General features: G+C 68.7%; 13 protein-coding genes and 1 tRNA gene. 5 read left to right on the forward strand and 9 right to left on the reverse strand.

Annotated features, from left to right (window positions below):
• Nucleotides 1–3: 3 nt before the first annotated feature.
• The 7 genes from metG to ilvD all read right to left on the reverse strand — a co-directional run bounded on the left by metG (nucleotide 4) and on the right by ilvD (nucleotide 9,870).
• Nucleotides 4–1,578 (reverse strand): methionine--tRNA ligase, encoded by a 1,575-nt coding sequence (gene metG, locus ACX80H_RS03105; protein ID WP_459310939.1) that lies wholly within the window; start codon nucleotides 1,576–1,578, stop codon nucleotides 4–6.
• 29 nt (nucleotides 1,579–1,607) lie between these two features.
• Nucleotides 1,608–2,549, reverse strand: a complete 942-nt coding sequence (locus tag ACX80H_RS03110; protein ID WP_459310940.1) for an acetamidase/formamidase family protein — start codon at nucleotides 2,547–2,549, stop codon at nucleotides 1,608–1,610.
• 32 nt (nucleotides 2,550–2,581) lie between these two features.
• Nucleotides 2,582–4,174: a phosphoglycerate dehydrogenase gene (gene serA, locus ACX80H_RS03115; protein ID WP_459310941.1), complete on the reverse strand. Its 1,593-nt coding sequence runs from the start codon at nucleotides 4,172–4,174 to the stop codon at nucleotides 2,582–2,584.
• Nucleotides 4,175–4,324: 150 nt separating this feature from the next.
• Nucleotides 4,325–5,350, reverse strand: a complete 1,026-nt coding sequence (ilvC, locus tag ACX80H_RS03120; protein ID WP_301227042.1) for a ketol-acid reductoisomerase — start codon at nucleotides 5,348–5,350, stop codon at nucleotides 4,325–4,327.
• Nucleotides 5,351–5,401: 51 nt separating this feature from the next.
• Nucleotides 5,402–5,914 carry an acetolactate synthase small subunit gene (ilvN, locus tag ACX80H_RS03125; protein ID WP_087076134.1) on the reverse strand — a complete coding sequence of 171 codons (513 nt, stop codon included), beginning with the start codon at nucleotides 5,912–5,914 and terminating at the stop codon, nucleotides 5,402–5,404.
• Between the two features lie 2 nt (nucleotides 5,915–5,916).
• Nucleotides 5,917–7,797: an acetolactate synthase large subunit gene (locus ACX80H_RS03130; protein ID WP_459310943.1), complete on the reverse strand. Its 1,881-nt coding sequence runs from the start codon at nucleotides 7,795–7,797 to the stop codon at nucleotides 5,917–5,919.
• Nucleotides 7,798–8,166: 369 nt separating this feature from the next.
• On the reverse strand, nucleotides 8,167–9,870 hold the full coding sequence (ilvD, locus tag ACX80H_RS03135; protein ID WP_459310945.1) for a dihydroxy-acid dehydratase: 1,704 nt from the start codon (nucleotides 9,868–9,870) through the stop codon (nucleotides 8,167–8,169).
• Between the two features lie 233 nt (nucleotides 9,871–10,103).
• Here ilvD and ACX80H_RS03140 point away from each other — a divergent pair, with 233 nt between their 5' ends.
• The gene (locus ACX80H_RS03140) at nucleotides 10,104–10,571 is read left to right on the forward strand and encodes a hypothetical protein (protein WP_459310947.1); all 468 of its coding nucleotides are present in this window, start codon (nucleotides 10,104–10,106) and stop codon (nucleotides 10,569–10,571) included.
• A 133-nt stretch (nucleotides 10,572–10,704) separates the two neighbouring features.
• Here ACX80H_RS03140 and ACX80H_RS03145 read toward each other — a convergent pair whose 3' ends face one another.
• Nucleotides 10,705–11,676, reverse strand: coding sequence for a 2-hydroxyacid dehydrogenase (locus ACX80H_RS03145; protein WP_459310948.1), 972 nt, complete (start codon nucleotides 11,674–11,676; stop codon nucleotides 10,705–10,707).
• A 192-nt stretch (nucleotides 11,677–11,868) separates the two neighbouring features.
• On the opposite strand from ACX80H_RS03145, the gene ACX80H_RS03150 reads away from it, so the two are divergent.
• From ACX80H_RS03150 to ACX80H_RS03165, 4 genes are all read left to right on the forward strand, one after another.
• Nucleotides 11,869–11,941: transfer RNA gene (locus ACX80H_RS03150), tRNA-Lys, on the forward strand.
• Between the two features lie 284 nt (nucleotides 11,942–12,225).
• The gene (locus ACX80H_RS03155) at nucleotides 12,226–12,468 is read left to right on the forward strand and encodes a hypothetical protein (protein WP_459310950.1); all 243 of its coding nucleotides are present in this window, start codon (nucleotides 12,226–12,228) and stop codon (nucleotides 12,466–12,468) included.
• A 38-nt stretch (nucleotides 12,469–12,506) separates the two neighbouring features.
• Nucleotides 12,507–13,214: a hypothetical protein gene (locus ACX80H_RS03160; RefSeq protein ID WP_459310951.1), complete on the forward strand. Its 708-nt coding sequence runs from the start codon at nucleotides 12,507–12,509 to the stop codon at nucleotides 13,212–13,214.
• A 92-nt stretch (nucleotides 13,215–13,306) separates the two neighbouring features.
• Nucleotides 13,307–13,795, forward strand: a complete 489-nt coding sequence (locus ACX80H_RS03165; RefSeq protein ID WP_459310953.1) for a VOC family protein — start codon at nucleotides 13,307–13,309, stop codon at nucleotides 13,793–13,795.
• A gap of 61 nt (nucleotides 13,796–13,856) precedes the next feature.
• On the opposite strand, the gene ACX80H_RS03170 is transcribed toward ACX80H_RS03165, so the two are convergent.
• The gene (locus tag ACX80H_RS03170; protein ID WP_087076149.1) at nucleotides 13,857–14,045 is read right to left on the reverse strand and encodes a DUF2795 domain-containing protein; all 189 of its coding nucleotides are present in this window, start codon (nucleotides 14,043–14,045) and stop codon (nucleotides 13,857–13,859) included.
• Nucleotides 14,046–14,088: the final 43 nt, after the last annotated feature.

The following is a 14,088-nucleotide window of genomic DNA, read 5'->3' on the forward strand; positions in this document are numbered from 1 at the left end:
ACGTCAGGACGCCGCGGGATCCTCGTACTTGGGGAACACCGGCGATGGTGCGGGCAGGGCGGTCCCCGGCTCGATGTGCCGGCCGAGCGCACTGAAGAGGCGCCGGGCGTCGTCGGCCTCGGTGCCCTGGCCTAGCGCCGTGAGGATCTGCCCGGCGCTGCCCGGCATGACGGGCTGGGCGAGGACGGCGACCACCCGGAGGACCTCCAGGGTCACGTACAGGACCGTGTTCATGCGTTCGGGATCGGTCTTCCGCAGGACCCAGGGCTGCTGGTCGGCGAAGTAGGCGTTCGTGTCGCCGAGGACTGTCCACACGGTTTCGAGGGCGCGGGAGAACTCCTGCCGGTCGTACGCAGCACGGCTGGCCTCCAGCAGGGCATGGGCCTGGTCGAGGATCTCCGTGTCGGCAGGTGCGAACGCTCCGGGCTGGGGCACGGCCCCGTCGCAGTTCTTCGCCACCATGGACAGTGACCGCTGGGCCAGGTTGCCGAAGTTGTTGGCGAGGTCGGAGTTCATCCGTCCGACGACGGCCTCGTGGCTGTAGGAGCCGTCAGCCCCGAACGGGACCTCGCGGAGGAGGAAGAAGCGCACGGCGTCGAGGCCGTACTGGTCCACCCAGTCCGCGGGCGCCACGGTGTTGCCGAGGGACTTCGACATCTTCACGCCCCGGTTGTGCAGGAAGCCGTGGATCATGACGCGCTTCGGCAGCTCGAGGCCCGCCGACATGAGGAAGGCGGGCCAGTAGATGGCGTGGAAGCGTGAGATGTCCTTGCCGATCACGTGGACGTCTGCGGGCCAGAACGTGCGGAACCGTTCGGAGTCGGTGTCGGGGAAGCCGACGCCGGTGAGGTAGTTGGTCAGCGCGTCCACCCAGACGTACATCACGTGCCGGTCGTCACCCGGGACCGGGACACCCCAGTCGAACGTCGTGCGGCTGATGGACAGGTCCTCGAGCCCGCGCCGCACGAAGGAGATGACCTCGTTGAAGCGCGACTGCGGCGCGCCGAACTCCGGCTGCGACCCGTAGAGGTCGAGGAGCTTCTGCTGGTAGGCCGAGAGCCGGAAGAAGTAGCTCTCCTCCTCGGTCCAGGTGACCTCGGTGTCGGTCTCCTTCGAGTACCGCACGCCGTCCTCGCGGACCTCCGTGTCGTCCTCCGCCCAGAAGGACTCGTCCCGCACGGAATACCATCCGGCGTACTTGTCGAGGTAGATGTCGCCGTTCGCCTCCATCCGCTTCCAGATCGCGGCGGCCGCGGCGTAGTGGTCCTCGTCCGTGGTCCGGATGAAGCGGTCGTAGGAGGTCCCGACGACGTCGTTCATGTCCCGGAACGCCTGCGCGTTCCGCGTGGCGAGGTCCCGGACGGGGATGCCCTCCCGGTCCGCCGCCTGCTGCATCTTGAGGCCGTGCTCGTCGGTGCCCGTGAGGTACATGACGTCGAAGCCGTCGAGTCGCTTGAAGCGGGCCATGGCGTCCACGGCGATGGTCTCGTAGGCGTGGCCGATGTGCGGCACACCGTTGGGGTAGGAGATGGCCGTGGTGATGTAGAACGAGGGCTTTGCGTCAGCTGGGGAGGTCACCCTATGAAATTACCCCGGCACTCCCTGATTTACCCAAGCGTGGCGGCTGCCGTGCCGACGGCGTCGAGTGCGAGCACGGCGTGGACGCCCCACGTCCGGTTGGCGATCTGCGTGACCCGGAGGTCGACGACGGAGCTGGCCAGGGCGAGCGCGGTCGCCCGCTCCAGGCCGTGGAGCTGCTGGAGCCAGGTGAGCATGGCGCCGAGGGCCTCCGCCGTCGCCCGGTTGAGGTCCGCGTCGAACCCGAACGTGATGCGCGCGGTAGGCGTGACGGCGTGGATGGTCTGGAGCGGCGCGTCCCGCACGAGATCGACCGTCACGGTGGACTTCATGCCGCACTCGATGGCCGTACCGCCGACCTCCCCGTCGCCCTGCGCGGCGTGCCCGTCGCCGAGGTGCAGCAGCGCGCCGGGCACTGTCACCGGGAGGAAGAGCGTGGAACCGGCCGTGAGTTCCCGGCAGTCGATGTTGCCGCCACCCGCGGAGCGCGGCGGCGTCGTGGAGTGCTCCCCCGGCTCGGCGGGCGGCAGCCCCACCACCCCGAGGAACGGGGCAAGCCGGACGACATGACCGTACTGGTTGGTGCCGGTGCCGGCCCGGTCGAGATCCCACAGCAGCCACGCGGGCTCCGCGCCCTCGAGGCCCAGGCTGCGCGTGAAGGCGTCATCCTGCCGTCCGGTCCGGGTCCAGCCCCAGTCGGCGGGCTCGAGGGACTCGAACCGGACGGCCAGCACGTCGCCCGGGACGGCCCCGGCGACCTCGATGGGTCCGGTGAGGGCGTGCCCCCGCCGGGAGGGGAACCGGTAGGGCGTGACCGCGCCCGGCGTCGCCTGCCGCTCGAGGTGGCCCCAGGCGTCGAGTGACTCGACGACGACCCGGTCCCCCGGCTCGATCCGCAGGACCGGTGGGGTGTCCCGGGACAGGACCTGCGTCGCCGTCGCCGACTCGGCCGGCAGCCGGTGCATCGCCATCGGTCCCCCTCGTCGATCCTGGTCGGTTCCGGTCAGTCCTGCAGGTCCACTTCGCGGGCGACCGACGCGCCGATCTCGGAGCGGATGGCGTCGAGGACGTCCTGGGGCACGGAGCTGTCCACGGTGAGGAGGGAGAGGGCCTGGCCGCCTTCCGTGTTCCGTGCCACCTGCATGCCCGCGATGTTGATGTCCCGTTCGCCGAGGAGGCGGCCGAGCGCGCCGATCACGCCGGGGCGGTCGGTGTAGAGCAGCACCAGGAGGTGGTCGCTGATCGGGATCTCGAGGTCGTAGCCGTTGACACCGACGAGCTTCTCCACCTGCTTCGGCCCGGTCAGCGTCCCCGCCACGGAGATCTGCGTGCCGTCGGAGAGCGCCCCACGGAGGCGGAGCACGTTCCGGTACTCCTCGGACTCGGGCGTGGTGATCAGCCGGGTCGTGATGCCGCGCTGTTCGGCGAGGATGGGCGCGTTGACGTAGGACACCTTCTCGGAGACGACGTCGGTGAAGACGCCCTTGAGCGCGGCGAGTTCGAGGGCCTTGACGTCGAGGGCGGCGATCTCGCCGGCGACCTCGATGTCGATCTGGGTCAGGGAGGCGTGCGTCAGCGCGGTGAAGATCCGGCCGAGCTTCTCCATGAGGGGGATGCCCGGACGGACGGCCGGGTCGATGACACCGCCGGCCACGTTGACGGCGTCGGGGACGAGTTCGCCGGCCAGGGCGAGCCGGACCGACTTCGCGACGGAGATGCCGGCCTTCTCCTGGGCCTCCTCTGTGGACGCCCCGAGGTGCGGTGTCACCACGACGCTGTCATGGGCGAAGAACGGGAGGTCGGTGCTGGGCTCGCGGACGAAGACGTCGACGCCGGCGCCGGCGATCTGTCCCTGCTCGAGTGCAGTGTGCAGCGCGGCCTCGTCCACGAGGCCTCCCCTTGCCACGTTGACGACGTAGGCGGTGTCCTTCATCAGTGCGAAGGCCTCGGCGCCGAGCATCCCGACGGTCTCCGGGGTCTTCGGCATGTGGATGGTCACGAAGTCGGATTCGCGCAGCAGTTCGTCGAGGGACACGAGCTGCACGCCGAGCTGCGCCGCGCGAGCCGACGTCACGTAGGGGTCGTAGGCGAGGATCTGCGTGCCGAAGCCCTGGAGGCGCGCCGCGACGAGCGCGCCGATGCGTCCGAGCCCGATGATGCCGATGTTCTTCTCGTACAGCTCCGTTCCGGAGTACTTGGAGCGCTTCCACTCCCCCGCCTTGAGGGCCGCGCTGGCCTGGGGGATGTTGCGGGCGAGGCTCAGGATGTGACCGACCGTGAGTTCGGCGGCGGAGATGATGTTCGACGTCGGGGCGTTCACGACCATGACGCCGGCCCTCGTCGCGGCCTTGATGTCGACGTTGTCGAGGCCGACTCCCGCACGGGCGATGACCTTCAGCCGGGGCGCGGCCTGGATGGCTTCCTCGTCCATCTGCGTCGCGGAGCGGACCAGCACGGCGTCGACGTCGGCGAGTGCGGCGAGGAGCTGGGCGCGGTCGGCGCCGTCGGTGCTGCGGACCTCGAAGTCGGGTCCCAGTGCTTCGACGGTGGCGGGTGAGAGTTCTTCGGCGAGGAGGACGACGGGCTTGGTGGTCACGGGAGAATTCCTTCTGCGGTGGGCTTGCGGGATCAGGACGGGATCAGCCGGGCACGGCCAGGACGGGAGGAACCGGACCCGGGCACAGGTCCGGCAGGACACCTGCTCGTCGCTGAGCGTCGATCACGTGTCCTGCCGGCAGTGGGGGTGCTAGCGCGCTACGGAACCCTCGGTGTAGTCGTCGTTCGTCTTGATCCACGAGAAGAGCTTGCGCAGCTCGCGGCCCGTGCTCTCGATCGGGTGATCCTCGCCCTTCTTGCGCAGCTCGGTGAACTCGGGCGCTCCGGCGTCCTGGTCGTCGATGAAGCGCTTGGCGAAGGCACCGTTCTGGATGTCCGCGAGGACGGCCTTCATGTTCTCCTTCACCTCGGGGGTGATGACGCGCGGGCCGGAGACGTAGTCGCCGTACTCGGCCGTGTCGGAGACGCTCCAGCGCTGCTTGGCGATGCCACCCTCGACCATGAGGTCGACGATGAGCTTGAGCTCGTGCAGGACCTCGAAGTACGCGACCTCGGGCTTGTAGCCTGCCTCCGTCAGCGTCTCGAAACCGTACTGGATCAGCTGCGAGGCCCCGCCGCACAGGACGGCCTGCTCACCGAAGAGGTCCGTCTCGGTCTCCTCGGTGAAGGTGGTCTCGATGACGCCGGCGCGGGTGCCGCCGATCGCCTTCGCGTAGGACAGCGCGAGGTCGCGTGCCTTGCCCGATGCGTCCTGCTCGACGGCGATCAGGTCGGGGACACCGCGGCCGGCCTCGAACTCGCGGCGGACGATGTGCCCGGGGCCCTTGGGCGCCACGAGGGCGACGTCGACGTCGGAGGGCGGCTGGATGTAGCCGTAGCGGATGTTGAAGCCGTGACCGAAGAACAGGGCGTCGCCGGCCTGCAGGTTCGGTGCGATGTCCTCCTTGTACACGTGCCGCTGGACCTGGTCGGGCGTGAGCACCATGATGAGGTCTGCTTCGGCGGTCGCCTCGGCGACCGAGAGGACCCGGAGCCCCTCGGCTTCGGCCTTGGCACGCGATGCCGATCCTTCCTTCAGGCCGACGCGCACGTCGACGCCGGAATCGCGCAAGCTCAGCGCGTGGGCGTGGCCCTGGCTGCCGTAGCCGATGACGGCCACGGTGCGGCCCTGGATGATCGAAAGGTCTGCATCGTCGTCATAGAACAACTCGGTCACGGGTGTTTCTCCTCTTGTGGGTGGTGCTGGGAAGGTCTGGAAGGGGTGCCGTCAGGCGCTGCGCAGGGCGCGGTCGCTCATCGACTTGGCGCCACGGCTGATCGCGAGCGTGCCGGACTGCACGATCTCGCGGACGCCGAACGGCTCGAGGACGGACAGGAGCGCCGAGAGCTTCTCGGGTGTTCCCGTCGCCTCGATGATGAGCGAGTCGATCGCCACGTCGACCACCGACGCGCGGAACAGGTCCGCGGCCTGGGTCACCTGCAGGCGCGTCGCCGCGTCTGCCCGAACCTTGATCAGGACGTGGTCGCGCTGCACCGACTGCTCGGTCGTCAGTTCGACGATCTTGATGACGTTGATGAGCTTGTTCAGCTGCTTGGTGACCTGCTCGAGGAGATCTCCCTCGGCTTCCACCACAACGGTGATGCGGGACATGCCCGCGACCTCGGTCGGTCCGACCGCAAGTGAATTGATGTTGAACGCGCGCCGGGCGAACAGGCTCGCGACGCGGGTCAGGACGCCGGGCACGTCCTCGACGAGCACGGAAAGGGTGTGTCGTGCCATGATCAGTCCTCCTGTTCCCATGTCGGGGTCATGTTGCGGGCAATCTGGATGAGGTCGTTGCTGACGCCCGAGGGCACCATCGGCCAGACCATGGAGTCGCGGCTGACCACGAAGTCGATGACGACGGGGCGGTCGTTGATCGCCAGCGCCTGCTCGATGGTCGCGTCGATGTCCTCGTCCCGCTCGCAGCGCAGGCCCACGCAGCCGTAGGCGTCGGCGAGCTTCACGAAGTCCGGGACGCGCACGGTGTCGTGGCCCGTGTTGAGGTCCGTGTTCGAGTAGCGCCCCTCGTAGAAGAGGGTCTGCCACTGCCGCACCATGCCGAGCGAGGAGTTGTTGATGACCGCGACCTTGATCGGGATGTTGTTGATGACGCAGGTGGCCAGTTCCTGGTTGGTCATCTGGAAACAGCCGTCGCCGTCGATCGCCCAGACCACGCGGTCCGGGTCGCCGACCTTGGCGCCCATCGCGGCCGGCACGGAGTAGCCCATGGTGCCGAGGCCGCCGGAGTTGAGCCAGGCGTGCGGGCGCTCGTACTGGATGAACTGCGCCGCCCACATCTGGTGCTGTCCCACACCCGAGACGAAGACGCCCTCGGGACCGGTCAGCTCACCGATGCGCTTGATGACCTGCTGCGGGGCCGACAGGCCGTCGTCGGGCTGCGTGAAGCCGACCGGGTAGGTCTCGCGCAGGTGGTTGAGGGTCTTCCACCAAGCGGAGATGTCCGGCCGTTCCTGTGTCTCGAACGAGTCGCGGACGGCGGCGGTCAGCTCGGGGATGATCTCCTTGACGGACCCGACGATGGGCACGTCCGCGGCGCGGTTCTTGGAGATCTCGGCGGGATCGATGTCTGCGTGGATGACCTTCGCGTTCGGGGCGAAGCTGGAGAGCACTCCCGTGACGCGGTCGTCGAACCGCGCGCCGAGGGTGATCAGGAGGTCCGCCTGCTGCAGTGCCGTCACGGCGGAGACGGAGCCGTGCATGCCGGGCATCCCCACGTGCTGGTCGTGCGAGTCGGGGAAGACGCCGCGGGCCATGAGGGTGGTGACGACGGGGGCGCCGACGAGCTCGGCCAGCTCCTTCAGCTCCACGGAGGCATGGGCCTTGACGACGCCGCCGCCCACGTAGAAGACGGGGCGCTGCGCGGAGTTGATGAGGCGGGCGGCCTCGCGGACCTGCTTGGAGTGGCCGCGCACCACGGGCCGGTAGCCGGGGATGTCCACCTTGGGCGGCCAGGAGAAGGTCATGCTGGACTGCTGGGCGTCCTTGGCGATGTCCACCAGCACCGGTCCGGGGCGTCCCGTGGTCGCGATGTGGAAGGCCTCGGCGAGGACGCGGGGGATGTCCTGCGCTTTCGTCACCAGGTAGGAGTGCTTGGTGATGGGCATCGTGATGCCGACGATGTCGGCTTCCTGGAAGGCGTCCGAGCCGATGAAGGCACTGGAGACCTGGCCCGTGATGGCCACCATGGGCACCGAGTCCATGTGGGCGTCGGCGATGGCCGTCACGAGGTTGGTGGCGCCAGGACCCGAGGTCGCGATGCAGACGCCGGGCCGCCCGGTCACCATGGCGTAGCCCTGCGCCGCGTGGCCGGCGCCCTGCTCGTGCCGCACGAGGATGTGGCGGAGCTTCGTGGAGGCCAGCAGGGGGTCGTACGTCGGGAGGATCGCTCCCCCGGGAAGACCGAAGACGTCGTCGACGCCGAGTTCCTCGAGGGACCGGACGATCGCTGCGGAACCGAGCATCTCGGTGGGGCCCACGACATTGTTGGGGCCACGGACGGCGCTCGCCGGGACGACGGGTGCTGTCTCACGCGCGGGTGCTGCGGGAGGTGCTGGTCTTGCTGCCAGCAGCGCTGGGCTGATGGGCGATCCCTTGGACATCTTCGGCTTCCTTTGGAACGTTCGCTGCACTGCTGCAGCTATGACTGCGGATTGACTTCCGCGCGCTTCTTCTGTGCCGACAAGGTGTGTCAACAAAAAAACCCCTCAGCCTTGTCGGGCTCTGCGAGGGGTTGCGCGTGACTGTAGTCGTCTACCGGACGGGCTTCAGGCCACGCGCTGGGTAAGGACGACGACTACTGGTTCGGGCTGCATACCTGTAGTTTCCACGCCCCCGCGAAAGGGTGTCAACCGCACCCCTGCTTGTCTCACATCGTGGACACGGGCGTCCAGTCGGTGGACCACCACCCCTGGTGTCGGCACTGCCCGGAACGGGAGGACGTCCCGTCCCGGGCAGTGCCGGCGACGTCCCTAGCCCGTGACCGCGCCCTTGGACGCGGAGTGTACGAGCTTTGCGTATTTCGCCAGGACGCCCTTCGTGTACCGGGCCGGGAGCGGCTCCCATCCCACCCTGCGCTGCTCGAGCTCCGCCTCGTCGACGAGGAGGTCGAAGCTCTTCGCCGCGATGTCCACGCGGATGCGGTCGCCGTTGCGCACGAAGGCGATGGGGCCGCCGTCGACGGCTTCCGGGGCAACATGGCCGATACACAGGCCCGTGGTGCCTCCGGAGAAGCGGCCGTCCGTGAGCAGGAGGACGTCCCTGCCGAGGCCGGCACCCTTGATGGCACCGGTGATGGCGAGCATCTCGCGCATGCCGGGGCCGCCCTTGGGTCCCTCGTAGCGGATGACGATGACGTCGCCGGCCTGGATCTCGCCGGCATCGAGCGCGTCGAGGGCGCCCTGTTCACGCTCGAAGACGCGGGCGGTGCCCTCGAAGACGTCGGCGTCGAAGCCGGCGCTCTTCACGACGGCACCCTCGGGGGCCAGCGAGCCGTGCAGGATCGTGATGCCACCGGTCTTGTGCAGGGGGTTGTCGAGCGCGCGGAGGATCTTGCCGTCGAGGTCCGGCGGGTCGATCTCCGCGAGGTTCTCCGCGAGGGTCTTGCCGGTCACCGTCAGGCAGTCGCCGTGCAGCAGGCCGGCGTCGAGCAGCGCCTTCATGATGACCGGCACGCCGCCCACCTTGTCGACGTCGTACATGACGTAGCGGCCGAAGGGCTTGAGGTCGCCGAGGTGCGGGATCCGGTCGCCGATGCGCGTGAAGTCGTCGAGCGTCAGTTCGACCTCGGCCTCACGGGCGATCGCCAGCAGATGGAGGACGGCATTGGTCGAGCCACCAAAGGCCATGGTCACCGCGATGGCGTTCTCGAACGCCTTCTTCGTCATGATGTCGCGGGCCGTGATGCCGAGGCGCAGCAGGTTCACGACCGCCTCACCGGACTTCCGCGCGAACATGTCACGGCGGCGGTCGACCGAGGGAGGCGCTGCCGAACCGGGCAGGGACATCCCGAGGGCCTCGCCGATGCAGGCCATCGTGTTCGCCGTGTACATGCCGCCGCAGGCCCCCTCACCGGGGCAGACGGCGCGTTCGATGCTGTCGAGGTCCTTGCGGCTCATCTTGCCGGCGGCGCAGGCGCCGACCGCCTCGAAGGCGTCGATGAGCGTGACTTCCTTCTCTGAGCCGTCCTCGAGCTTCGCGAACCCCGGCATGATCGTTCCCGCGTACAGGAACACAGAGGCGAGGTCGAGGCGGGCCGCCGCCATGAGCATGCCCGGAAGGGATTTGTCACAGCCGGCGAGGAGCACGGAACCGTCGATGCGTTCGGCCTGCATCACCGTCTCCACCGAATCCGCGATGACCTCACGGGAGACGAGCGAGAAGTGCATGCCCTCGTGGCCCATCGAGATGCCGTCGGAGACGGAGATGGTGCCGAACTGCATGGGGAACCCTCCCCCGTCACGCACGCCCTCCTTGGCTCCCTCGGCAAGGCGGTTGAGGGACAGGTTGCAGGGAGTGATCTCGTTCCAGGAGCTCGCGACGCCGACCTGCGGCTTTGCGAAGTCTTCGTCACCCATACCCACGGCTCGCAACATCCCGCGGGACGGTGCCGCATGGATGCCGTCGGTGACGACGCGGCTTCTTGGCTTGATGTCTGGCGTTGTTTCCACGGTCATGTTAGAAGTCTAGGCCCGTGTAACAGGAGGGTTTCGCCATGTGACCCGCCTGTTACAGCTGCCGATGCGCCGACTGAAAGTACCGCGCCTCCCCGACCGGATCCTCGTGCGGCGGCTCCCCGCTCCGGTACAGTGTGGATTTCGCGGGCGATACTTCCGGCCCGCCGGCCGGGCGCACCGCGAGCAGCCCCTCCGGGGACCAGTCCGACAGCCTCCTACCGCAACGGCATGATATGACTCCCGATGATCCCTCCGGAACCGGCCGACCGCTCGCTGGCGGGCAGGGACTGAAGAACGCCCTCCGCCGCGTGTTCGACGGGCAGATCCCTAACTACGGTGACTACAACCTCGTCTTCGCGGCGCCGCACGCACGGGGCCCTGAAGGCCCGGCCTACCCGATCGGCTACGTAGTGGGCTACCGCTGGAAGCCCGCCGAGCTGATGATCGCGCCGGTGGACCTCGCCGCCATCAGGGGCGCGGGCGTTCCCGTCGAGATCAACATGACCAATCTCGCGCACGCCCTGCAGTGGGTCGAGGACGGCAGCTACGAGGTGGGCACGAGCACCGGCCGGGTCTTCCGCTTCGGTGTCAGCGCGGACCCGGTCCTCGACATCGGGCCCGGCACCCCGATGAGGCTGACGCAGGACGACGACCTCGTCGACTTCGACTCCTTCATGGATGCCTTCATCGCCATGGCCTGAGTCCGAGCCTGAGTCCGAGCCTGAGTTCGAGCCTGAGTTCGGGCCTGAGTTCGAGCCTGAGTTCGGGCCTGAGTTCGGGCCTGAGTTCGGGCCTGAGTCCGAGTCCGAGTCCGCGTCCGCGTCCGACCCGCGCCTACCCCCAGGCTCCGCGCCGCACGAGGTTGGCCGGCTCCTGCCCGCAGCCGAGCAGTTCGACCTGGCGCCTCAGCAGCGCGAGGATCCGGGGCGGGAACGCACCCGTGTTGCCCCCGACGTGCGGCGTGATGATGACGCCGGGGGCATCCCACAGCGGGTGGCCCTCGGGCAGCGGTTCGGGGTCGACGACGTCGAGCGCCGCCTTCAGACGGCCTGCCACGACCTCGCGGGTGAGGGCTTCGGTGTCCACCACCGCGCCCCTGGCGACGTTGACGACGAGCGCGCCGTCGGGCAGGGCCGCGAGCACGTCCTTCCCGATGAGCCCGCGCGTGGCGTCGGTGAGCGGCGTGATCACCACGACGACGTCGTGGTGCGGGGCGAGGTCCACCAGTTCGTCGCTGCCGTGGACGTGACCGAGGGCGTCGTCGCGTGCGGCGCTGCCGACGCGGGTGACCTGCGCCTCGAAGGTGTCCAGGCGCCTGCGGATCTCCTCGCCGATGCCGCCGACGCCCACGAGGAGGACCCGCCGGTCCGCGAGCCCGGGATAGCGGGCGCTGTGCCACCGGCCTTCGGCCTGCTGGCGCACGGCGTCGTCGATCCCGCGCAGCGAGGCCAGGGCGAGCCCGACGGCGAGTTCGGCGGTCGCCGCTGCATGCACTCCCGCAGCAGTCGCGATGGCCACGTCGGGTCCCACGAGGTCCGGGACGCCGTCGTACCCGGTGGACTGCGTCTGCACGAGCCGAAGGTTCGGCGCGGAGTCGAGCGCCCCGTCGAGGTGGGCGCGGCCCGTGTATGGCAGCACCGCTGCATCGAGATCGGCGGGGTCAACGCCCTCCGGCGCGCCCTGGAAGTCCCAGAGAACGACGTCGACCGCCGCGGAAGCGCCGGCCAGCGCGTCCCGCAGCTCGGCGGTGGGGACGCTCAGGGTACGGACTGTCGGGACATCGGAGCTCGTTGTGGGAATCGTCATGGCGCCAGCCTAGTGCGGGGCGACGGCGGCATCGGCCCCACCGGAGGGCGCGGACACGGTCCGGGCACGGTGCGGAGAAGGTGCCCGGAGCGGAGGTCGGGGAGCCGGTTTCATGTTTCGGGCGAAGTGCTGGTAGAGTTTCATGCTGTTGCGGATGAGCCAACCGAGTGAAATCGGGAGGCAAAACGGCACGCACCTCTAGCTCAATTGGCAGAGCAATTGACTCTTAATCAATGGGTTCCGGGTTCAAGTCCCGGGGGGTGCACAACAGAACCCCGTGTTCCAGGTCTCGCCGCCTGGGATGCGGGGTTTTGTCTTGCCCTGGCCAACCTCCACCCCCTTCTTTCTCCACCTCCTTCTTTCTCCACCTCCTTCGGGTTCGGCCTGCCACTGGACTGATCGGCCGTTGGCGACGGCGATGATGCCCTTCCCGGGAACGTCGCCATGCCGCGACCGGACAGTCAAGGCCCCGTCACCGCTCCGGAGTGCATTGCACCGCCTTTCCGGATTCCTGCACGATGGCTGGTATCCCACTCCCGGAGGACCACCATGTTCAGGAACGCGGCGGATGAACCGCCCAGCATCGACTTCCACCCGTGGCCGCGCCCGGTCCCGGCCCACTACCTCTCGGTCCTCCAGGCCGGCGTCCTGCTCGGCCTCGTGACGATCCTGCTGCTGACGGTGCTCCCCTCCCTCTCGTTCCTCCACCTCCTCGTCAGCGCGGTGGTCCTCGTGTCGCTCCTGCGGCGCACCCGGAAGCGGCACCCCGGGCGCGAGGGCGCGAAGGACTGATCGGTCCCCCGGCGTCTGCCCGGGCCTACGATGGACGGGTGAACGAAATCCTGTCCTTCGCGGGGAACTACTGGTGGCTGGTCTTCCCGCTGTCGGGTGTGTTCGCGGTGTGGGGACGGCAGTGGTCGGAGGCGGGCGAACGGCGTCACCAGCGCAGGATGGAGATCTACCGCCTCAAGCACCCCGGCGTCCTCCACGGCGCGCACACCTCCGAACAGCTCCCGCAGCAGGCACCCCGGCTGGAACGGGATGTCCGGCACGTCGAGCGCATGCACGACGAGATCGACAGGAAGTGGCTGTCCTACGAGCTCGACGCTGCGAAGCTGATCGACTACCCCACGATGACCGATGTGCGGGAGCCGCTCACAGTCGCTTTCCTCAGGGCCAAGCGCGAGGCGGACTCGCTGCGGCCGGTGGAACCCTCGGGAGTGTCCGCGGAAGACCTCGCCGCCTACCGGTCCGCCGTCACCTCGTACGACGTCGCCTTCCAGGTGGCGGAGACCGAGGCGCGGCGCGTCCGGGCGAGCGGGTTCAGCGCGGAGGAACGGCAGCGGCTCTCGACCGCCCGCAAGCTCGTCACGGTGGTCGTGGACGACGCGGCCACGGCAGCCGAACGGCAGACGGCGTACCGCCGGGCCCGCCGCGAGCTGGACGGCCTGATCGTCCTGCCGGATGCCACGATCACCTCGCTGGAGGAGAAGGCCGCCGGGGCAATCGGCCCGCGTTCCGAGCCCTCCCCGTCCTGATCCGGCGGTTCCCTTCCCTGCGCGTCGCAGCTGAACAATAATCGCTTACACACGGACGGCGTGGCGCGAGCCACCGGCAGAAGGCGGACACCATGGCGGCGACGATCAATTCCTACCTCAGCTTCCGGGACACGGCAGCGCAGGCGATGGACTTCTACCAGTCCGTCTTCGGCGGCGAACTCCAGCGCAGTACCTTCGCGGAGTTCCAGGTCAGCGAGGACCCTGCGGAGCAGGACAAGATCATGCATTCCATGCTGACCACACCCTCGGGGCAGGTCCTCATGGCAGCCGATACGCCCAACAGCATGGAGTACGCCGCCCCTGCCGGGCATTCGCTCTCGGTCAGCGGCGACGACGAGACGGAGCTCCGCGGGTACTGGGAGGCACTCGCCGGCAGCGGCAGCGAGATCGTGCCCCTCGCGCAGTCACCCTGGGGCGACAGTTTCGGCATGTGCATCGACCGCTTCGGCGTCACCTGGATGGTGAACATCGCCGGGGCCCCCGCGGCCGGGCAGGAGACCCCTGGAGCCGCCGCTGCGGCGGCACCGGCAGACACTCCGGGCGACGCCGTCGGCGTCTGACGTCCCGCGTCGTCCGTACGGGCGGCGGCGGGTGCCACCGCCTGCCGCCGCCCGTCACCTGCTACTTCGACGCTTCCTTGTTCACATCCGTCGGCGAGTCGAACTCGCGGTCGGGAAGGTTGTTGAGCGTCTCGAGGACGGTGTCGTCGGCGCCCTTGTCCTGGGCGTGCTTGACGAGGTCCTCCTTGGAGGCCGGGTAGTTCATGCCGCCCAGTGCTTTCTGGATGTCGATCGGACTCGGATCTGCCATGATGCTCCTTCGTGTCGGTTCTCTTGCACGGTTCTCTTGCACG

It is taken from the genome of Arthrobacter pasteuri, assembly GCF_054510955.1.